Raw genomic sequence first — 22,986 nt, 5'->3', positions numbered from 1 at the left:
ATTAAGTCATATAACATGACAGAAGCCGAGCTTCGCCAAATTTGGAAGGAAGAATACTGCGATCAGGAAATCATAACCTTTGATGCCGTTACTGTAAAATTTTATGAAGATATGTTTGACCATGCTTTTTATGAAAGTGCGGACAATATAGAAAAGGACAAATCAATTCTTTCCTATAACAGATTGGAAAAAATTTACTGGATCAAAGAGGTACTTCAGGATTCTGATGCCGTATTGAAAAAAGGTTGGGACAATTATACCAAAACTGTGTGCGATGATAGACGGGTAGCTATGGTTAAAGGGAATTATATAGTCGTAATTCGATTTACAGGTTTACTTAAAGCAAAACTAATAACCGCCTTCGAAATGGGGGATGACGAGGATATACAAAAAGTTTTGGATGGTCCAGATTTTGAGAAAACAGAGGCCTTTTTTGGCAAGGCATAAAAAAAACGTTGATTCGGGTTCAACGTTTAAGACCTTTTTAGATTCCTGAGCCCAAGGCTAAGAACACAACAAAGATATACAAGTATAACATAATATGCAACTTTTTTGTATATATTACAACTTCCTTAACAACTTCCTAAAGTATCTAATACTTATTTAAATATATTATTTCCTCAATTTATGACTTGTAAAAACAAAGACACTATCTACTATAAGGTTATCTAATCTTTCATGTATTTAAAGTAATTGAATCTAGTGACTATGCTCCTACATCAAATATATTTCTTACGAGTAATTTATTTCTCTTATCTATAGTTTGAAAAATATGTTTTTTAAATAGAGATGGATATTTGTTTAAACCTGTAGTTAGAATTATTTGCCCTTCCTCAATTGTATGGTTTTCATTCCCTAATTCGTTAATTAAGAGCATTGCTGATATAAAATTATCGTTATCAATACCCATGTTTTCAGGAGTATCAATTAATAAAAATTTAGGGAACTTGATTTTATCAACTATAGACAAATGGAATAAAGTTAGATAGTACATTAATCTTTTACTAACATTTGAACTCGCCTCTTTATATGTTCCTCCGTTAATAATAGGCATATAATCATCACTTGAGATTCTTGCCGAAGAACAATCAAAAAGAGCTTTGATCATCAGAGATAAGTATTTAGTATTAAATGATTTTACGATATCATCCATACTTTTACTTGATTCTATTTTTTTCTGTTCCATAATTCTTTTAGTATCTTCAACTTTTGTGCCCAGCGATGTTCTTTTGGATTCTAACTCTTCTCTTTTTAATTCAATTTTTATTTGTTGTCTAATGTGTGATATAGCCTTTTCTAATTCTAATATTTTGTCGTTAACTTCTTTTAATTCTATATTTTTAATTACTCTTCTACCTTTAGTTAATTGACTAATTTCGCTCCTCATTTCCTCTAATTTCATTTCATAAGCAGAAATTTTGTTGCTTAAATATTTGATATCATCTTCATAACCTTTTAAGGCTATGTCTAAAGTTTCTATATTCTTTTGTTTACTTTTGAGAATATTGAAATATTCTTCTTTAGTGTAGAAGAACTTTTGATATTGTTCATCAGACACTGTATTACCACAAATACATTTTTCAGGCTCTCTGTCAGATTTTTTCAGGCAAATAGGACAAGTGTCGGGTGAAAATAAATTAAGATTTTCATTTGTTATAATTATCTTTTTCAAATGAGTAACTTCTAAAACTACATTTTCACGAACTCTTTTTACCATAGAATACTCTAAGACAATATTAGATTTTTCTTTTTTATATCCAAAAACTTTTTCTTCATATTCGGAAAATTTTTGTCTTTTTTGACTTAATATTTCTGTACTAGTTTTTATCGATGTAACATTGTCATTAATAGACTCTCGGTAATTTTCAAGTTTTTCAATTTGAGAGAGAAACTCTCTCAAATCTAAATTTAAGTTATATGAGTTCTTTCCTTCGAAAAGAGTACTTGTATCAACGTTTAAATATTCGAAATTTTGAATAAGTGATTTCATTGTGCTTTGTTCATCCAAAGCCTTTCTATAATTGGCTATTGAGTTATAATACTCGTCAAATGAATTACCTGTAAGAATCTCAAAAATTGCTTTGCGAATTATACTTGAATCTGAAATATAATTTTCATTATCAGGTCTTTTGTAAATTTTATCTACTGGAGTTATCTGGTCGTGGTACATCAACCTAAATAAATCAAGAAAATTTAACTTGTAGAATTCAGTACCTTGATAAATCTCTACAACTTTGATATTTAATTTCCCTAAGAGCCAATCAGAAAAAGTAAATGCATTATTGGCGCTCCTATTAATTGGTAAAGTTATTACATCGGTTGGACTAACAACATTTACTTCGAATTTATAAATATAGCGTGTTAAAATATAAGGTTGGTTATTTATGATTATAGTTACTTCAACATAGTTTGATTTGTCTCCAGTTATTTCTACGTGTTTTTCACTAGTATCATCTCTAAACCATTTTACATTTCCGCCTAATCCAAAATATAGTAAACTTGAAAATGTTGTTTTTCCAGTACCATTTTCTCCTTCAAGAATATTAATCCCTGACGCTAGAATTGGGGATGAGTATGAGTATCGCTCACCAAAATATTTAACTTGTTTAACTAATAAGTTGCTCATCGTGGATTCCATTGTTATAATACAAATTTGCAAGCATTGTGGAAATGTCAAGAATTGATATTCGTTGTACAATAGATTTTAATCTATTAATATTATTCCGTTCGATTTTAAATATTTCACCTTTTAAAAATTCTTTTTGTATGCATTGTTTATTCAAACAAATACTCAGTTTGTCTAATTTTTTGTCTGTAATTGCTATAAAATCTTCATTTGCTAAGGTAAATACAAGTTGATTTATAGTTCTAATTCTTAGTAAAGAATCAGTAAAGGACTGACTTAATAATTCCCTATCTACTTCATTAATCTTTGATGATGGATTTTTAATTTGCTTTTCAATAATGTCAATCAATTTACCATTAGAAATAAAATCTATTAGAAATGAAATTTTTCGGTGGTCTCTTAAACTACTTTTTCCTAAGACACAATCAAGACCATTTAGAATAATAAATATATTATAAGTCAGAAAATTGTAATCCTCACTTTTAATAAACATCATTCTCTTTTTTGCTAATTCGTTTTCTTCCATTTTAATCAAATGCCAAATAACAGCTATCAATAAACTCGATAAATAGTTCTGTAATTACACTATTTCTCTCAACCCCATAAGTGAAATCTTTTTTTAGATCTTCAAATTCCTTTATACAATTGGAAGATATTTCTTTGATAATGGTCTCTATTTCTTCTTGATAAAAAATAGTTTTTGATTTATTTTCAGTCCTTTCAAATAATTCTGTCTCACAAAAATTAAAAACTCTGTATTTTAGTGCAAGATATTGAGATGAAGTCTTATGATTGCTTTCGAAAACCTTTGCTATAGCTGCTTGACGATTTAATTGTTTTAATCTCTCCTGGCTAAATTCTGGACACACCTGTAAAATTTTATCATTCAGGTTTCTGAAATCTGTTGGTTTTTCAATAGTATCCCATAATTTATGTACATCATCAATTTGCAGAGTTTTACTAGAATAGATTGCATTTTGAAAACTCAGTTGGACATCAGCTTTTTGAACAAGTTTAAAAAGGCGGTCTTTCTGAATAGATTTTTTTTCTATTAATTCTAACAATTTGGCTTTTATCGTTTCTTCATGATTCTCATTGTCAACGCTACTATAGTAATTACAATCTTTTATTTTTTCAACCACTGATTTTTCAACCAGATTGATATCTGGAAAACCAAATAACCAAGTAATTTGATTTAAAAATTTTATCCATTCATTTAAAGTTAATTTTTTTAAAAAAGCGATTGTTGACTTTTCATTAGGATAGTTTTCTTCATAATAGTCAAACACTAAATCTTTAACTATTTGTGCAACTTTTTTGATTCTCTCTTCATCAGATGATGCTAACTCTTCTATTAATAATTCTTCGGGTAATGTTATATCCAGTTTTTTAATTCTAGCACTTGAACCTTCCTTGCCGATGGTGTTAGTACTTAAAAAGCAAAATTTAATATCAGGAGAAAATTCATTGTATGTCCAAATATCAATAAAACTGCAAAACGATTTTAATATTTCATCACTATTAAGGGTGAATTTACTCTTAGGATCATAATTTTTGTTTTGTTCAAAAATCTCAACTTCTTCATTCTTTTGATAAACATCTTCATAAAGTTCAATTGCAACAGCAACATTCTTTTCAGAATTAGCATTTATGTTTATTAATAGATACTCTATAGCTCTAAGTTTTTGCAACCTTAGTGCTTCAATTAATGCTGATGCTTCTCTATCAATCATTGCGTAAGTTTACTGTTCAAATCTAATAAAAAAAATATCAAATGAACATATTTATGAAAAATATATAAAAAATTGTATGCTTTCTAAATAATAGATAATAACATCAATAATCACTTGACATCTTTCTATATCTCAAACCGTTAAAAATAAAGTTCAAAATAACACTCAGAGTAAATTGTTTTTCTATTTAATTAGGGAAATTAAGCATACTCGTTTATAGACAAAAAAGATGTCTTTCAGCATCTTACTTCTTTCTATTTCTCCAACTATCGTTGTGATTTCTGTCTTTTTTATACTCATAAATCTTACCACGGATATAAGCACCAATAATTATTACAAGGATTGTTATTAGAATTTCATACCATTTCATATTTTGACTTTTAAGGAACACAAAATATTGAATGAGTAATTGTTTGACTATTCAATTTGGGAATATTTTAATGCAGTTTAGGAATAAAAAAAGATGCCTTTCAGCATCTTTCAATAGTGTTATCTGAGTTTAAACTCTTCTGGTAATTATTCTTTATCTAAATCAAAATTGAAATCGAACAACTCCTTAGGTTCTATATCTAGTCCTTTTGCTATTGAAATTATAGTACCCATTGAAGCTCCATGTTCTCCGTTTAAAACTCTATAAACTTGTTTTGGTTCAATTTTTCCAATAGACGCTACTGTCATAACATCTTTTTTATGTCTATCTAGAAGAATTTGTAGATTTTCTCCAAACTTTAAATAGTATTTTTTTCTAAGTTCTTTCACAATGTGAAATTCAGTTGAATTTTAGAAAAATAATTGTCAAATTTGACAATTTGTAAAATAAATTGTATATTTGATGCATGATTGATAATAATTAGTGTTATCATTTTTATATTTGCGATTCTTCAAATACAATATTGAAGCATTCGCTTTGAATCTCGTTTCAGAAAACTGGTAATTTTTAACACACGAGATGATAAGTGCCAATGCTCACGCTCCAGGGCGTGGGCTCACTTATTCGTGTGTAAGGTATACCAGTACCTCTGAAACGTTTAAGCTGAGTTCCGCGCCTCTTTTTTTACTCACTTACCGATTCATAGCATTGCTTACAGCAAGCATCGCAGTTATTTATTAACCTTAAAACTGTGTGCCTATGATGAAACCCCACTAAATGAACGCGAGATTGCCACGCTACGCTCGCAATGACATACAAAAAAGGCCCTCTGACTCTTCTTGGCGGTTGAACAGAGGACCGGTAGACAAACAAAACTAATGTTTCATTTAACTAACCAATATTATGAATAATTTTTCATTGTACAAGGACAGGTGTGCTATTATAGTCTGCTTTTGTTTTCAGATGGCTTTTTCGGCTGGTACAGTCGTAAAGTCGAAAGTCGAAAGTCATAAAGTAAGTCCCTCGACCCTTCGATACTTCGACCCTTCGACAAGCTCAGGGCAGGCAAAACTCGGGACAACAGCAAATTTTAAACAACAAACACTTACAATTCATGGTACTATTACTGATTCATCTGGTGCATTACCTGGTGTTACTATTACTATAAAAGGGCAAGCACGCTCTACTATTTCAAATGCAGAAGGCAAGTATGATATTACTGCTAATGAAGGCGATATACTTGTATTTAGCTACGTGGGTTATGCTTCTCAAGAGCGGGCAGTGGTTACAGCTCGTACCCAAAATACTACTTTTATACTAGATGTGCTTATGAAAGCTGATGCCACTAGCTTACAGGAAGTGACTATTAATGCAGGATACTACAAAGTTAAGGACAAGGAACGCACGGGTAGTATTGCTAAAATCACTTCGAAGGATATTGAAAATCAGCCTGTAACTAATGTGCTGGCTGCCATGCAAGGTCGTATGGCTGGTGTGAATATTATCCAAACTACAGGTACTCCCGGAGGTGGGTTTGAGATACAAATACGTGGGCAGAATAGTTTGCGCAGTAATGGCAATAGCCCGTTGTATCTTATTGATGGGGTGCCGTATTCGTCTGACCCGATAGGGTCGGGGATGGCTTCGGCGGTATTGCCCACACAGCCCAGCCCCTTGAACAGTATTAATCCGGACCAAATAGAGAGTATAGAAGTGCTTAAAGATGCCGATGCTACCGCTATTTATGGTAGCCGTGGTGCTAATGGCGTGGTGCTGATTACAACCAAAAAAGGCAAGGCAGGAAAGACGAAGTTTACTGGAACTGTTTCGCAAGGAGTGGGAAGGGTAACTCGTTTTATGAAATTGATGAACACGCCAGAGTATCTTGCCATGCGTGAGGAGGCGTATGCTAATGATGGGATTTCACCTTTGCCAAGTTCTGCTTATGATGTGAACGGCACTTGGGACCGAAACCGTTATACCGATTGGCAGGCGGCATTGTTTGGTGGTACAGCCTCCATTAACACTGTGCAAGGTTCACTATCGGGTGGTTCGGGTGGAACTCAGTTTTTATTGAGTAGCAATTATAGTAAACAAACGACGGTGTTTCTGGGTGATTTTAATTATAAGAAAGGTAATGTACATTTGAACGTGAATCATCAGTCGGAAGACAAGAAGTTTACCAGTACGGTATCGGTAGGGTATACGGTGCAGGATAACAATCAACCTCGCATTAGTTTTATTCGGGAGGCGGTGAATATGGCTCCGAATTCGCCAGCGCTGTATACTGCGGATGGTAGTTTGAACTGGGAGAACAATACGTTTAATAACCCCTTGCGGAATTTGGAAGGCAAATATAAAGCGGTAACGAATGATCTTATTGCGAATGTGTTGTTGTCGTATCAACTGACGAAACGACTCCAATTGAAATCGAGTTTTGGGTATACGGCTTTGAATGGTACGGAAACCACTACGAATCCTTCTACTATGTTTAACCCAGCTTATGGATTGGGACCTGAATATTCGGCCCTCATTGCCGGCACCGCCAATAGAAAATCTTGGATAGCCGAACCGCAATTGAACTGGAATAAAACTATAGGAACAGGCAAACTAGATGTGTTGGTGGGTAGTACTTTTCAGTCTCAAAAAGGGAATCAGTTGGTGCAGTATGCGGCGGGATTCTCTAGTAATAGTTTGATTTATAATTTGGCTTCGGCCTCTGCAGTATATACTTTGGTGAGTGATGCAACCCAATATAACTACCAAGCTTTTTTTGGTAGGGTGAATTATAATTTACATGATAAGTACATTGTGAATCTTACTGGGCGTAGGGATGGGTCGAGCCGTTTTGGACCCGGAAAGCAGTTTGCCACTTTTGGAGCTGTGGGTGCTGCTTGGTTGTTTTCGAAAGAAAAATGGCTGAAGGATGCTGCTGTTTTGAGCTTTGGAAAATTGCGCATGAGTTATGGGATTACCGGTAATGACCAGATAGGTGATTATCAGTATTTGGATACTTATGCTTCGTCGGGTGTGAACTATGGTGGTGTGGTAGGGATGCAACCGACACGGTTGTTTAACCCAGCCTTTGGATGGGAGACCAATAAGAAGTTTGAAATGGCTTTAGAAACAGGTTTCCTAAAAGACCGCGTGTTTGCCACAGTAGGATTTTATGATAACCGTTCTTCGAACCAGTTGACTGGAATACCGTTGCCAGGCACGACTGGATTTAGTTCGCTACTGGCCAACTTGGATGCCACGGTGCAGAATAGAGGATGGGAGTTTACGTTGCGCACTGCCAATGTGCAATCGAAAAACTTTAGTTGGATCACGAATATTAATCTTACCGTTGCCAGAAATAAATTGTTGTCGTTTCCTGATTTGGCGGGTTCTACTTATGCCAATCAATTGGTTATTGGGCAACCGTTGAATATTCAGAAAGTGTATCATTTTACAGGTGTAGACCCGCAGACTGGTGTTTACACTTTTGAAGATGTGAACGGTGACGGACAGCTTACTAGTGCCGATAAGCAAACGGTGCGGGATTTTAACCCGAAGTATTATGGTGGTGTGCAAAACACTTTGAAATACAAGTGTTGGCAATTGGATTTTCTGTTTCAGTTTGTGAAGCAAATGAATTATAATGCTTCGGTTTATTTTGGATTGCCCGGGTCACAGAATAACCAACCTACTGGCGTATTGAACCACTGGCAACTGCCGGGTGATGTTGCACCTACTATGATTTATACGGATGGTGCTAATAGCGCTGCTGTGGATGGGTACTACCGTTATTTTGAAAGTGATGGTGCTGTTAGTGATGCTTCGTATGTGCGATTGAAAAACATTTCCCTTTCTTATGACCTCCCACTAAAAGACCTGCAATGTAAGGTGTTTTTTGAGGGACAGAATGTATTGACTTTTACGCACTATGACGGTGCGGACCCTGAGTTTTTGTCGGCTGGTTACTTGCCACCTCTTAGAGTATTGACTGCTGGAGTGCAGTTTAGTTTTTAATTTAAAAAAAAGTATGATGAAAAAATATACTAATTTATATATGTGGAATGCCAAGAATGCTGTATGGCGCCTTGGTTTTGGGATTGTATGGATGCTTTTGTTAGCCCTTGTGATGAATGCCTGTGACAATTTTGTAGCTGTTGATTTGCCGAACTCACAGTTAACGGCTACAGCAGTGTTTGAAGATAAAGCGACTGCTAATGCTGCTATGACGGATGTTTATTCGAAAATAAGGGATGCGGGCTTGTTGAGTGGTTCTGCCACAGGGCTTTCGCATTTGTTGGGAAATTATACCGATGAATTGGATTTTTACGGAACGCCCCAGAATAGTACCGTTGCGTTTTATAATAACAGTCTTGTGGCTTCTAATGCTACCGTTAAGGATTTGTGGAACACGACTTATAATCAAATCTATTCGGCTAATGCTGTGTTAGAAGGTGTGGCAGGTTCGGTATCGCTACCGGCTGCTGACCGAACACAGTTGACCGGAGAAGCTTTGTTTGTTAGAGCGTTGCTGCATTTTTACCTGGCGAATGTTTATGGCGATGTGCCTTATATTACCACTACTGATTATGAACAAAACCGAGTAGCGGTGCGTTTGCCTGTTGCTGCTGTTTATGCACAAGTTAAAGCTGATTTAGACCAAGCCATAGCCTTTTTGCCCCAAGACTACTTGACCACTGATCGCACCCGACCGAATAAATATGCTGCTCATGCCTTGTTGGCTCGTGTGAATTTGTATGCCGGATTGTGGGATGAAGCCTCTAATGAGGCATCGGCGGTGCTTAACCAAACAGGATTGTATGCTAATGAAACCAACTTGGATGCTACGTTTTTGAAAGGAAGTAGTGCTACTATTTGGCAATTGGCTTCGGGGTTTAGTGATGGCAATACTTTGGAGGGTACCACGTTTAACTTTACTATGGGACCGCCGCCCTTATCGGCATTGACCAATAGCTTTATGGCTTCGTTTGAAGCAGGAGACCAACGAAAAGTTCATTGGACGGAAGGTATTACTGATGGTACAACTACTTGGTATCATCCGTTTAAGTATAAACAAGCTGTAGCAGGAAACTCTAGTGAGTATTCGATTGTTTTGCGTTTGGGTGAAATCTATTTGATACGTGCTGAAGCTCGCGCGCATTCGGGTGATTTGATTGGGGCAAAAGATGATCTGAATGTAGTGCGGCATTTGGCAGGGCTTGCTGATACTTCGGCCACTACGCAAAGCGATTTGCTTGCTGCTGTTTTGCAGGAAAGCAGAGTGGAGCTGTTTACTGAGTTTGGGCATCGTTTTTTTGATTTGAAGCGGTTTGGTGTGATTCAACCTGTTTTGTTTGGTGTGAAGCCAGGATGGGATGTTCATGATGTATTGTTTCCAATACCGGAAACCGAGTTGACCTTGAATCCGCAGTTGTTGCCACAAAACCCAGGTTACTGATGCGCGTTAGTTTTTTTATATCTATTTTTTGGGTTAGTTTGCTTTTGACGGTCTGTTCGCTTAGCGGGCAGACCCGAAAAGGTAAACCTTTGACAGAGGCGGATTACCATTTGTGGAGTACGCTCCATGCTGAGAAGATTTCTGACTATGGCCACTGGGTGAGTTATGCGTTGCAGTATGAATCGGGGCAAGAGACTTTGTTTGTTAATAGTACCAAGAACAGCAAGACATTTGCTTTTGCCAAAGGGACTGGTGGGCAGTTTATAGGAGAAGGACATTTTGGTTGTATGCTACCTGCGCAAAGGTTTAGGCTTACTGACTTGACTACAGGTGAGGAGAAGGAGTTTGATGCTGTGCAGGAATTTGTAGTTTCTGAAGATGCTCAATCTATTATACTGTATACTACTGATACATCGTTGCTAGTTTTGAATTTGAAAGGAGCAATTACAGCCAGTATCGCTGCTGTTAGTTCGTATGCTATGAATCCTAAAGGAGATGTTTTGGCGTATAGTGTTTTGGATGGGGAAGAAGGGAAAATTGGGTTTCTTTCATTTGAAAAAACGGTTGAGAAACGAATAATTACTAGTCGTCAAGGAACCTGTTTTGAGAATTTGACTTGGCAAGCGAATGGTGAATCGGTAGCCTTTGTTGGTAAAGCCATAGATTCGGAAGCCTTTACGAGTAATCGAGTTTTATACTTTAAATTACCCGAACAACAGCTTTTTGAGTATGATACTACTACTGCATTGGACTGGCCCAGGGATAGGATTTTGGATGCTAGTTATGTAGGGAATCTTAAAATTTCGGATGATGGTGATAGGGTGTTTTTTAGAATACAGCCAAAGAAGGAAGTTTTGCAATCTGCTGTTACTTCGGATGTGCAGGTGTGGAATGCTATAGATGCTGATTTGTATTCCTATAGACAAATTGCAGGAACAATGTCTCAATTTGCAGGTTGGATTCCTGATATGGGGACGTTCTTTAGGGTTGATGACGAAACGCAATCTACGGCAGCGTTGAGCGCAGATGGACGTTTTGCTTTGCTGTATCACGATATCAAACCAACATGGAAACAGATAGCCGATCGGGATTATTATTTGAAAGATTTAGTGACTGGAGAAAAAAAAATCTTTTTCAGAGGACAGTCTGGTATTGGTGGTCAGATTTCGTTTTCACCGAATGGGAAGTATATTTTGTATTTTAGAGATAAACATTGGTGGGTTTATTCAATATCTGAAAAGACACATACTAACATTACTAAAAACAGCAGCGTTACTTTCTATGACGACCATTTTGACCAGCCCGAAGACCCGACAGGAATTGGTTGTGTTGGGTGGAGGGACAATTCTACCTCGGTATTGCTTTATGATGCTTTTGATATTTGGAAGTTTAGTATCGATGGAAGTTCAGCTAAACGATTGACCAAAGGCAGAGAACACCAACAAATTTATAGAGCGGTTGGCCAAAACACCGAAATTGGGTCTGATTTGCTGTTACAGGTTAAAACTGAAGACAATAGTTGGTCGGGGTACTCGGTTTTAGAACATAACGAGGAGGTTAAACCAATTGTTTATGAGTATAAGTTAACTAGTGGATTGCAAAAGGCAAAATATAGTAATGCCTATGTATTGTTACGTGAGGATTTTAATGAACCACCTTCTTTGGTATATGTGAATGGTAAAAATGTTAAAACTTTATTTCAAAGTAATAATCATCATTATCAGTTTTCTTGGGGACATTCTGAACTTATTAACTACACTAACTCTAAAGGTATTGCTTTGAAAGGTGTACTTTGTTATCCGTTTGATTATAACTCAAAGTTACAATATCCGATGATAGTTTATATTTATCAAAAACAGACTGCACAATTGCACACTTATACCAATCCATCGCTTTTGAATGGCGCCTCTATAAATCCGACTTATTTCACCAGTCAAGGCTACTTTGTTTTGTATCCCGACATTGTTTATGAAATTGGTAATCCGGGATTGTCTGCAACAGATTGTGTTTTAGCTGCTACTAATACAGCAATAGCTGTTGCTTCTATAGATAAAAGTAAACTTGGGTTGATGGGACATTCTTTTGGAGGCTATCAAACGGATTTTATTATTACGCAAACCAATGTATTTGCTGCCGCTATTGCTGGTTCAGCGATAACCGATATGCAAAGCAGTTATTTGTCGGAAAACCAAAACGAAAAGAATTGTAATAGTTGGCGGTATGAATACCAGCAGTTTCGGATGGGTAAATCGTTATTTGAGGATTATGAAGGCTATTACCGAAATTCACCTGTGAGTGGTGCTGCCAATATAACCACTCCCTTATTTTCGTATACTGGAATGGCCGATACACAAGTTAATCCGTATCAGACTATGGAGTTTTATTTGGCCTTACGTCGTTTGCAAAAGAAGCATGTAATGGTTCTTTATCCAAATGAAAACCATGCTATTTTAGGTCGTGACCATCAAATTGATCTGACTAGACGATTTACGGAGTGGTTTGATTATTATTTGAAAGGGTCAGCAAAGCCGAATTGGTTTGAGGCTCAATAATTTTTTATAAAAAAAGACAATGCAGCTCCAAAAGAGCTGCATTGCTTTTTAAAACAATCCGAGAACGGTTAGTTCGGAATTTTGTACAATGTCAATGGACACGTTACTGCATTTGGAGTTACTTTACCCCAAAGCTGATTGCTGCCTGACGTACAAATGGTTGCGCTTGTGACATTACTACACATAATGTCAACGTGACAAGGGTCGGCTTGTGATACAAATCTGTACCCTTGTACGTTTGCTAAAGCTTTTGTGCTACTCATGGAAGTAGTAGTAAAAGCGGTAGCAATACCTAAAACCATGATAGCCAATGGCATCATTAGTCTTTTGAAAAAACTTGTTTTCATAATCAAAAAATTTAATCGTTATGATCTACTCTATTTTACAGGTTTTCGATCTTATCCCTGACATCGGGCCCGATATGTTGTCATTTTTCTTTTGTTTTTGAATATTCTTTGGCGGAACGTGTTTGGGTGAGGTGTTCTTGTAATTTGTAGCAGACCATTTTGTCTCCGATTAGTGCATAGAGTAATTTGCCAGAAACTAACATGCTCCTCATTTTTTTGTTACCGATATTATAAATGGGAAAACTGGAGCGGTAGGATTTGTCGTTTAGGTTGTACACATCAATAATACTGGCTGTTTTCCACAACTCTTCTGTCTCGAATTGACCAGGAAGTACTGAGTTAACATACAGTAACTCGTTATCTACTGCACTTGTTTTGTTTACGATTAATGGGGGTTTTGCAAATGTTTTTCCTTTGCCGTCTTTCAATTGTACTAATTGGATTTGTGCTTTGCTAATGGTATCGATGGTATTGCCTCTATAAAGTAGGTTGAGGTTTGGTTTTGCTACTATAAATTGATTGCGGTACAAGTAGGTGTAAATTATTTTGTTGCTCTTGTGATTAACCAATAAATTACCATCGGTATCGAATATACCATCAAACTGTTTTTGAAGTAATGCGGCATTGTATTTTATTTGCGTGGTATCTGATAGGTTAATTTTGCCTATAATGCTTTGACCTGTTTTGGGTTGCATGTAACGAATGGCCAGATTTACTGAATCAATAGGTTCCAACTGCGAAAAGAAGCGTCCGCTGTGTACTCGTAAGTTTGCTTTCCAATCGTTAATGCTTCCTTTGTATATATATGGTACCGTGCCTTCGAATACATAAAAATTAGATTCTAATACTCTAATTTGAGGCGATTGAATGGGTAATTGTTGTTGGTTTAAAACAATATGAAACACTTTTCTTGTTTGTAGTGTTGTATCTAAAGCCATAACCTGTAAAGGTGCGGTATAATTGCCAAGGTATATGATGCCCTTGTTTTGCCCGGCGAAGTAGTAGGAGTTGAATTTTAAGTCGGTGTTGTAGATTTCCTGCGCAGCATGTTGTGGGTATCTTCGGGTGAAGTTATTGTGGTAATGGGTTATATTTTCGGAAAGATTGTATAAAGCTATAATTGCCAAACACCCGAATAGGGTTAGGGAGGAAAGGAGCAGTATTTTTGACTTTAGTTTCATAATTTTTCGATTTGAGTGTTACATGACTTGGCACTACCAGGACAAATTAGGATGGCTATAATTGCTAACAGAATAAAAACAATATTAAAAAAGAGATGCTCATTCCATGTCATTTTTTGGAGTATACCACCACAAGAACAGGGTACAAAAGCACTGTAATTTAGTATGATGTAGATGTACATGGTAAACATTGCCATGAGTAGATAAGAGGCATATAGCCCTATGAGGCGGTATTTTGGAATGAGCAATACAAAAGCAATTATAATCTCGATTCCGGGAACACTTATTGAAATCCAATCTGCGAAGGCATTGAGTAAAGGAGATTGTCCCAATTGCACTCGGAATGTCGTAAAGTCTAATAGTTTACTTGTAGCTGCATATGTAAAAAGTAGGGCATACAGACAGCAAATGGTATTTACGATAAAGTTTATGGTTTTTAAAGTAGGTTTCATGTGGTAACTGTTTTAGTTTGATGTTGTAAAATTCTATAAATGAATTTTTTATGGTATTTCAATTTGGGAATATTTGCACATAAAAAACGGAATATTGTTATAGATCATTATCCTTGCGGTTGAGTTCGCTTGGAGCATAATTGAATTTCTTTTTGAATGCTTTGTAGAAGTTGGTATAGTTGGTAAAGCCGCTTAGTAATGCAATTTCTTTAAGCGGAATAGTAGTTTTTTCTATTAATGTATGGGACTTTTTAAGTCTTTCCTCATTATAGAATTGGTAAATACTGGTTTTTAGTAGCTTTCGAAAGTTTTCTTTTAAAGTAAATTCGTTAGTGCCAAACATTTTAGAAAGTCTTTTGGAAGAAGGTAGCGGTTCTTCTAAATGATTTTGAATGTAATCGATTGCCTTTTGAACCATAATGACCGTTGTATCGTTCGATTCCCCTAAATCCATTTTACTATTCTTGAAAGGGCTTACATATCCAATTTCTTGTAATTTCTCGGCTACGTGGTTGAGTAGGTTTGCCAGTTCATCAAATTGCGCATCTAGTCCTTCTATGTCTATCCGATAAGTTAGGTTGCCATTAGCGGTTTCTAACAGCATACGGTAAATGGATTTTATCTGTTGATGGTTTTGTGGCTTGTCCATTGGTATATATAAGTGGGAAAGTATCGGAAGGAATACGAGAAGTGGGGACAAAGCTATATAAAATGAATTCCCGAATCAAGCAGAATAGTGTGTGATTCGGGAATTGAATACTTTAATTTTTAAGGTATTAAAATAAAAAGGCATAACATATTGATGTAATGCCTTTTCAGAGTATAGATGATGTTAGGAACTTTTGGAGATAAATTGGTTTGAAAATTTTTGTTTTAGAATTGCCATATCATCGCTTACTTTTCTATCAAGTACTTTGGCGTAATGTTGTGTAGTTCTTAGACTTTTATGGCCTAGCATTTTGCTTACAGTTTCTATTGGAACTCCATTGGAAAGAGTTATAGTTGTAGCAAATGTGTGTCGTGCAATATGAAATGTCAATTCTTTTTCAATCTCACATATATCAGCGAGTTCTTTAAGATACGCATTCATTTTTTGATTGGACAAAATAGGAAGTAAACGGTTTTCATTTAAACATTGTTTATGATTTTCGTATTTATCTATTAACCTTTGTGTTGTAGGAAGGATTGGTATTTTTGAAGCACTTTCTGTTTTTTGTCTATGTGTAAAAATCCATTTTTCTCCATCAATACCAATACCAATATTTGATTTAGTAAGATTAAATACGTCGATGTAAGCAAGTCCAGTAAAACAACTGAATAGAAACATATCTCGAACAAGTTCTAATCTTTTTATTCTAAGTTCTTTATTTAATAAACTTTCAATTTCAAATTGACTTAAAAATTCTCTCTCTACTTCTTTTACTTTTCCTCTATAACTTAGAAACGGATCTCTCTCAATCCATCCATTGGCGTAAGATTGTTTAATGATTTTTCCAAAATTTCTGATATATTTAATAGTTGAGTTATTATTACAGTTTTTTGTATTTCTCAAATAGTAGTCAAAATTGTTTAAAAAAAGAATATCCACTTTTTTTATAGCTATGTCATTTAATGAATATTGGCTTTTTAAAAACTCTTTAGTATGACTTAATGTAGTTTCATATTTTTTATAAGTGTTTACTGAGAATTCTTTACCCACTAATTCTTTCATTTTTTTATTGTGATCTTCAAAAATTTGAATCAATGTTCTTTGATTTTCATCAATACCCAACAGTTTGTTTTTAAATGTTTGTGCATTAATTACTTGATTATTGTTAACCATCCAATTTTCAGTTTCGTAAATTTTTGATTTAAGAATATCAAGATAACTATTAATTGTCCTAGCTTCCTCTGAAGTGCCTTTAATTTTACCAGCAGATGTGTTCCATTTTGTTTTTTCAACAAATCGAGAAGTGCTTAATTCAATTCTAATGCCGTTGATAGTTATTCTTTGATAAATTGGTATTAGACCATTTTTTGAAGCTTTGGAATTTTTCGCATAAAAAAGAGTGGAGATTTTGTGTTTCATTTTTGGTGACCTTTTAAGTTATACAAATTATTTATTTTTTCAATTAATGTCAAGATGTTCATTTAATGAACTGCTTGGTATCATTGGGCTAGTTTAAAATTCGGGTACCCTATTTATTTATTTTTGGGTACCCGATTTTAGCACTAATGAATTGAGATTTAATGAATAATTTGAATATAGATCAAAATGGAAAAGCCTGTAAATCATAAGATTTACAGGCTTTTACTTGATTTTGAATTGTTTTTAGTGGAGTCGCCGAGAATCGAACTCGGGTCCAAACAAGCAATCAAAGAGCTTTCTACACGCTTATTTTCTGATTGAATTTTCGTCATTTTGCAAGGCCAGAAACAGCCACAAAATGCTTATCTTCTAAAATTTTCGTAACAGCCCCGAAGCGTCACTGTTCTTAGGTTCGTATTTACGATTCACCTGTATCGACCGCCACAAACCAAAGCTTTCGAGGTGAATCCTGCTTTCCTACCTGGTAGGAGCGTGGCCAATCTTACTATGATTCAGATTATGCAGCAAGAGCGTAGTTTCCTTCGCCGTTTATAGTTGTGTACCTTTGGATTTACGAGCAAAAAGTACAATGCTCGACGTGCTTACTGTCCAATTCCACTTGCTGTCAAAACCAGTCGACCCCAATGGTGTTTTTCCTGATTTAGCAAAAATCGAGATTGCAAATATACTTACAAATATGTGGTAATCCAACCTACTTTTTATTCTTCTTTTTCGTCAATGGTTTTGAAGGGATAATCGCCAAACAAAGGTGCTAGTTTTTTAGTTTGGTAGGTCTTGTGAGTATATTTATTGGAAATGACAAACATGGTTACTTTTTCTTTTCTCATGTTAATAAAACAAGAGGTATTACCATGCCACCATCCATTATGGTAATAAAAAGGTTCTCCTTTTTCAAATTCTAACATACGAATACCTAAGCCATAGTTGCGTTTTCCTTTACGTTCGTAACTATAACCTTGATACATTTTTTTGAGTAATTCAGGGTTTAAAAACGAAGGTGAGTAGCGTGCTACATCAAATTTTAGCAAATCTCTTGGTGTAGAATAGATATTTTTGTCGCCATAAACACCATCCAAATATTCAACGGCCAAATCCATATTGCCTTTGTAAGATAAGGAAACTTTTCCTTTATGTTTTTCAGTTTCATACACAAAAGTATGCGTCATTCCCAAAGGTTTAAATATCATCTCTTGCATCGCTTCAGGATATTTCAAATGGGTTACTTTTTCAATAATTAAAGCTAACATTGCATAGTTGGTGTTGCAATAGCCAAAGCGTGTGTCGGTTTTTGATTCTAATGGAACTTGATGTTCTTTCATTATTGTAACAATATCGGCGTTGGTTAGTTCTTTTTTGGTATCCCAAACGCCTGTATTGTAAGTAAAATAGGCATAGTTTTTCATACCGCTTCTATGATTCAAAAGCATTTGTACCGTAACTTCGGGATAAGGAAAGTCGGGTAAAAATTCGGTCACTTTTTGCTCTAATTTTATTTTGCCTGCATCAACCAACATTAAAACAGCTGTTGCAGTAAGTACTTTGCTTACAGAGGCGATATGCAAAGGCGTATCTTTGGTAATGTCTACTCCTTTATTTTTATTGGCAAAACCTACATAATTTTCATAAATGATTTGACCGTTTTGAGCGACTAAAAAACTTACATTATCATTTTTTGTCCATACTTTATTAAAAAATTCCTCTATTTTACGATGCTTTTCATTGATGTAGCCCACTGTTAGTTTTGGCATTTCTTCTTGCAAAGGCTGTAGAATTGGTAGTCCGTTTTTATTAATCTTAACCACTTCTGCAATGGTTTTCTTTTCCTTGGTACATCCCACAAAAAAGCAACTGCACAAACTAATCAGAAAAAGGGTATATAAGGTTGGTTTTAGTTTCATTAAATTCAAAAATTGGAAAGCAAATATAAGTAAACGAGTGTGTCTAAATAGGTGTTTTTTATAAAGGTATCAACATGTTTTTCACAATTTAGCAACCCTGCTATTTCAATGGCTTGTGCATCAGTAATTAGAATAATAAAAGACACTTTTTTTTATTTTGAAAAAAGTTTTGAAAACGATTTCGTTAATGGTATTTTTGCGCCACAAACAAACAAGTACACCAAAAATGAAATTTGGAATAATTAAAGAGCGTAAAAATCCACCTGATAGAAGAGTAGTTTTCACACCGAAAGAATTGGTTCGCTTACAAACAGAACACCCAGAGGCAAAAGTAAAAGTAGAATCGTCAGACATTAGAATTTTCACGGATGAAGAATACAGTAATCTAGGAATAGCAGTTGCTACTGATATGACCGATTGCGATGTGCTTTTTGGTGTAAAAGAAGTGCCTGTGGATGCCTTAATTCCAAATAAGAAGTATTTCTTTTTTTCTCATACGATTAAATTTCAACCCTACAACAGAAAGTTGTTGGTAGCAATTTTGGAGAAAAATATCGAATTGTACGATCACGAAACAATTGTGGATGCCAATAACAAACGTCTAATTGGTTTTGGAAGATATGCCGGAATTGTTGGGGCTTACAATGGCTTTAGAGGTTTTGGTATCAAATACGATTTGTTTAATTTACCTAAAGCAGAAACTTTAAAAAGTAAAGACGACTTAATTGCTCGTTTGAAAAGACAAACCCTTCCCAATATCAAAATTGTGTTAACCGGTCATGGAAAAGTAGGAATGGGAGCCAAAGAAATTTTGGACGGAATGAAAATCAAACAAGTAAGCGCTATTGATTTTTTAAATAAAGTGTACAGTGAGCCTGTTTATACTCAAATTGACGTTTTAGATTACAACAAACGATTTGATGGAAAAGTAATAAACAACAACGATTTTTACAAAAATCCACAGGAATATACTTCCGACTTTGAGCGTTTTACAAAAGTATCCGACATTTATATGGCAGGACATTTTCACGGAAATGGCGCGCCAGATATCCTAACGCAAGACATGCTTAAGGCAGCCGATTGCAAACTAAAAGTAGTAGCAGATATTTCTTGTGATGTTGATGGCCCAATTGCTTGTACGTTAAAAGCCTCTACGATTGCGGATCCATTTTTTGGCTATTTACCAAGTGAAAATAAAGAAGTTCCGCATACGCATCCGGGTTCAATAATGGTCATGTCGGTTGATAATTTACCTTGTGAACTCCCAAAAGATGCCAGCGAAGGTTTTGGTGAAATGTTTATGGAACATGTGATTCCAGCTTTTTTTAATGGAGATAAAGACGGCATTTTACAACGAGCCAAAATGACCGAAAATGGGAAACTCACTGAGCGATTCAAATACCTACAAGATTATGTAGACGGAAAATAATGCATGTCCCGATGAGAATCGGGATTTTTTTTTGAAAAAGCTATATATTTGGGATGGTTTAAAATAAAATCGTGAAAAAAAGAATCTTCCATATAATTCTATTTTTGTTTTTAAGACTTGGCGTTAATGCTCAAGAATTGCTTCCATTTGTAGAAAATTTTACCAAATCGGATTATACAGGAGATAATCAAGTCTGGAGTAATTGCCAGGGAAAAGACAATGCCATCTATTTTGCAAATAATCACAATTTTTTACGGTATAATGGCGTAAAATGGGAAAAATATTTACTTCCCAATAAAACAATAATACGCTCTGTTTATGCTGATGAAGACAGAGTATATTCGGGTTCCTATAACGAATTTGGTTATTGGAAAAGAATAGAAGGTAAGATGGTTTATTTTTCTATATCAAAAGGGAAAAATCTATTTGTAGGCGAATCAATAAACGAAGAAATTTGGAAGATTTTTAAGTTTAATGGTAAAATTTATTTTCAATCTTTCAACGAACTTTTTATCTACAACCAAAATAAAATCCAAAAGATTAGAATTCCATTTTTAATTTCCTATTGTTTTCCAATTGGTGATAAATTGTATGTTGCATCGGTTAATAAAGGGGTTTATTTATTTGAAAAAAATAAGTTTTATAAAATTGAAAATTGGAATTTATTAGAAAATAACATTATACATTCGATAGATATAAATAAAGGGAAGACCTATATTTTTACAAAGAAAAATGGAGTTTTTGTAGATAATAATGGTATTTTATCATCTTGGAACAATTCTTTGAATGATCATTTTAAGTCCGAATTAATTATTGCTGCTCGGTTCATAAATGATGAAAAATTGGCAATAGGAACTGCATCAAGAGGTCTTTATATAATTAATTTAAATGATAATTCGTTTGTGAATGTAAATCGAAATAATTCCTTGTTGAACAATTCGGTTTTGTCTATCGGTTTTGATAAAGAAAATGATTTATGGCTCGGATTAGACAATGGTATTTCCCATATTGAAATCAATTCACCCTACTCAATTTTTTCCGATAATACTGGTGTTCTGGGTTCTGTTTATACTGTAGCGCCTTCTGGAGATGGCTTTTTATTGGGTTCTAATCATGGTGTTTTCAACTATAAGAATAAAAAATTAGATTTAATTCAAGGTACGCAAGGTCATGTTTGGGACATTAGTCCAATTGAATCAAAATTTTTGATTGGTCATAATGACGGTACTTTTTTACTAGACAATTTGAAATTGTTTAAAGTGAATCCCGTTTGTGGTGGTTGGAAATTATTGAAAAGTAACTTTGGTGATATTTATTTTCAGGCAAACTATTCTGGAATAGTGATGTATAAAGGCTCCAATTTTAAGGATTATAAATACATTAAAGGATTTACCAAACCCATTAAAAACATTGCACAGAATAGAAAAGACGAATTATGGGCTGTTGATAATTACAAGAGTTTATACCGAATAAAATTTACTCCTAATTATGATGTTTTAAGTATTGAAAATGTTACCAAAAGCAATGGAATACTAAATGATTATGACGTTAAATTGTTTAGTTTTAAAAATGAAATTTTGTTTTTCATTCACAATAATTGGTACAATTTTAATGCAATTTCAAATAAGTTAGAGATCAATCCAATTTTTAATAAATCGTTCAAAAATATAACAGAGGTTATACCTGTTGATGAGAATAGTTTTTTAATCTTAAAGGAAGGTTTGTTTTATGTTGTAAGTCAGATAGATAATAGATTTGTATGGGATTTAATTCCTGAAAAATATTATCGAGGAAAAGTTATCAACCAAGATACCAAAGTCTTTAAACAAGATGATAAGCTAATAATCAATTTAGATGACGGATTTTTAACTTTTATTCAGAAAGAATCCAATGTAAAAAAGCAAAATATAATTATAGAAGGCTTTTATGAAGGAAATGTCATTAATAAAGATTCTAATATAAAACACAATCAATCTATTGAATTAAATGTTATCGCTCCTTATTACGGATTTAATAGGCCCAATCTTTTTTATAAATTGAATAGAAGTAGTGATTTTATCACTATAAATAAAGGCAATATTGTACTTAATAACTTAAATAGTGGTGATCAAGAAATAAAAGTATACTTTCATAATGGTAATGAGTTTACGGAAATAGCTAATTATAGTTTTTATGTAGCGCGGCCTTGGTATTTTTCAATTGGAGTAATTTTTCTTTATATTGTTTTGATTTCTGGAATTTTCTTTTTGTATTACCGGTGGAATAAAATTCGGTATACAGAAAAACTAAAATTGAAAGATGAAGAATTAAAACATCAAAAAGCGATTCTTCAACTTGAATTGGATGCCGAAAACAAATTAAAAATTCAAGAATATGAGAAGCATATTTTAGAAATTCAAGTTCAAACAAAGGCTTCTGAAGTTGCTGGAAAATCGTTGTCAATTGCCAAACAATCTGAAATGATAGAAAGTATCCAAAAATTATTAGAAAAAGAAAATGATATAGCTAATTTGAAAAGCAACATTAAGAAAACCATAAAGCTTAATTCTATCAATAAAAAAGAGTGGGAAACTTTTGAAAATAATTTATTTAAAAGCCATGAAGATTTTATAAAAAGACTTTCCTCAAAATATCCTAAACTATCTTCAAAGGATATCAAACTATGCATTTACCTAAAAATGAGCTTATCGTCTAAAGAAATAGCTCCGTTAATGAATATTTCTTTCCGTGGTGTCGAATTACATTGCTACCGATTACGTAAGAAACTGGAAATTAATCAAGAAACTAATCTTTCCAATTTTATGAATAACATATAATAAGGTTGTTCTTTTTTAAAAATTCATTTTTTTACGATTCA

At 34.3% G+C, this 22,986-nt stretch carries 16 protein-coding genes and 1 other RNA gene; 6 read left to right on the top strand and 11 right to left on the bottom strand.

Translation table 11 applies throughout. The annotated features are described in order from the left end of the window. The first annotated feature begins 15 nt into the window (after positions 1-15). Positions 16-447 carry a hypothetical protein gene (locus ACODSI_RS01650; protein WP_488915102.1) on the top strand — a complete coding sequence of 144 codons (432 nt, stop codon included), beginning with the start codon at positions 16-18 and terminating at the stop codon, positions 445-447. 259 nt (positions 448-706) lie between these two features. Here the strand turns inward: ACODSI_RS01650 and ACODSI_RS01645 are convergent, their stop codons facing one another. The 4 genes from ACODSI_RS01645 to ACODSI_RS01630 form a co-directional block, all read right to left on the bottom strand. Beyond that, complete coding sequence (locus ACODSI_RS01645; protein WP_488915101.1) at positions 707-2,626, bottom strand: AAA family ATPase; 1,920 nt, start codon at positions 2,624-2,626, stop codon at positions 707-709. Further along, positions 2,607-3,152, bottom strand: a complete 546-nt coding sequence (locus ACODSI_RS01640; protein WP_488915100.1) for a hypothetical protein — start codon at positions 3,150-3,152, stop codon at positions 2,607-2,609. Before ACODSI_RS01640 ends, ACODSI_RS01645 begins: the two co-directional genes overlap by 20 nt. Before the next feature lies 1 nt (position 3,153). Beyond that, a complete protein-coding gene (locus tag ACODSI_RS01635; protein WP_488915099.1) occupies positions 3,154-4,359 on the bottom strand; it encodes a hypothetical protein in 1,206 nt (401 codons plus the stop codon). A 516-nt stretch (positions 4,360-4,875) separates the two neighbouring features. Beyond that, complete coding sequence (locus ACODSI_RS01630) at positions 4,876-5,118, bottom strand: helix-turn-helix domain-containing protein (RefSeq protein WP_488915098.1); 243 nt, start codon at positions 5,116-5,118, stop codon at positions 4,876-4,878. A gap of 574 nt (positions 5,119-5,692) precedes the next feature. Here ACODSI_RS01630 and ACODSI_RS01625 point away from each other — a divergent pair. The 3 genes from ACODSI_RS01625 to ACODSI_RS01615 all read left to right on the top strand — a co-directional run bounded on the left by ACODSI_RS01625 (position 5,693) and on the right by ACODSI_RS01615 (position 12,733). Continuing rightward, on the top strand, positions 5,693-8,740 hold the full coding sequence (locus ACODSI_RS01625) for a SusC/RagA family TonB-linked outer membrane protein (protein WP_488915097.1): 3,048 nt from the start codon (positions 5,693-5,695) through the stop codon (positions 8,738-8,740). A gap of 16 nt (positions 8,741-8,756) precedes the next feature. Then, positions 8,757-10,181: a RagB/SusD family nutrient uptake outer membrane protein gene (locus ACODSI_RS01620; protein WP_488915096.1), complete on the top strand. Its 1,425-nt coding sequence runs from the start codon at positions 8,757-8,759 to the stop codon at positions 10,179-10,181. Between the two features lie 89 nt (positions 10,182-10,270). Beyond that, entirely contained in the window at positions 10,271-12,733 is a 2,463-nt protein-coding gene (locus tag ACODSI_RS01615) for an alpha/beta hydrolase family protein (RefSeq protein WP_488915095.1), read from the top strand. A 68-nt stretch (positions 12,734-12,801) separates the two neighbouring features. On the opposite strand, the gene ACODSI_RS01610 is transcribed toward ACODSI_RS01615, so the two are convergent. The 7 genes from ACODSI_RS01610 to ACODSI_RS01580 all read right to left on the bottom strand — a co-directional run bounded on the left by ACODSI_RS01610 (position 12,802) and on the right by ACODSI_RS01580 (position 18,700). Beyond that, a complete protein-coding gene (locus ACODSI_RS01610) occupies positions 12,802-13,080 on the bottom strand; it encodes a hypothetical protein (RefSeq protein ID WP_488915094.1) in 279 nt (92 codons plus the stop codon). Between the two features lie 80 nt (positions 13,081-13,160). Continuing rightward, positions 13,161-14,261, bottom strand: coding sequence for a tellurium resistance protein TerC (locus ACODSI_RS01605; RefSeq protein WP_488915093.1), 1,101 nt, complete (start codon positions 14,259-14,261; stop codon positions 13,161-13,163). Then, a complete protein-coding gene (locus ACODSI_RS01600) occupies positions 14,258-14,713 on the bottom strand; it encodes a MauE/DoxX family redox-associated membrane protein (protein ID WP_488915092.1) in 456 nt (151 codons plus the stop codon). The genes ACODSI_RS01605 and ACODSI_RS01600 overlap by 4 nt, the downstream gene beginning before the upstream one ends. A gap of 97 nt (positions 14,714-14,810) precedes the next feature. Next, positions 14,811-15,362: a helix-turn-helix domain-containing protein gene (locus ACODSI_RS01595; RefSeq protein WP_488915091.1), complete on the bottom strand. Its 552-nt coding sequence runs from the start codon at positions 15,360-15,362 to the stop codon at positions 14,811-14,813. A 183-nt stretch (positions 15,363-15,545) separates the two neighbouring features. Then, entirely contained in the window at positions 15,546-16,781 is a 1,236-nt protein-coding gene (locus ACODSI_RS01590) for a site-specific integrase (RefSeq protein WP_488915090.1), read from the bottom strand. 244 nt (positions 16,782-17,025) lie between these two features. Further along, positions 17,026-17,424: a transfer-messenger RNA gene (gene ssrA / locus ACODSI_RS01585) on the bottom strand. 76 nt (positions 17,425-17,500) lie between these two features. Continuing rightward, complete coding sequence (locus ACODSI_RS01580) at positions 17,501-18,700, bottom strand: serine hydrolase domain-containing protein (protein WP_488915089.1); 1,200 nt, start codon at positions 18,698-18,700, stop codon at positions 17,501-17,503. Between the two features lie 226 nt (positions 18,701-18,926). On the opposite strand from ACODSI_RS01580, the gene ACODSI_RS01575 reads away from it, so the two are divergent. Continuing rightward, positions 18,927-20,129, top strand: coding sequence for an NAD(P)-dependent oxidoreductase (locus tag ACODSI_RS01575; RefSeq protein WP_488915088.1), 1,203 nt, complete (start codon positions 18,927-18,929; stop codon positions 20,127-20,129). A gap of 71 nt (positions 20,130-20,200) precedes the next feature. Beyond that, on the top strand, positions 20,201-22,945 hold the full coding sequence (locus ACODSI_RS01570; protein ID WP_488915087.1) for a helix-turn-helix and ligand-binding sensor domain-containing protein: 2,745 nt from the start codon (positions 20,201-20,203) through the stop codon (positions 22,943-22,945). Positions 22,946-22,986 lie beyond the last annotated feature (41 nt).

The sequence above is a fragment of the Flavobacterium sp. FG139 genome (assembly GCF_057809695.1).
The sequence above is the reverse complement of the archived record's forward strand: the minus strand, read 5'-3'. Positions and strand labels throughout refer to the sequence as shown.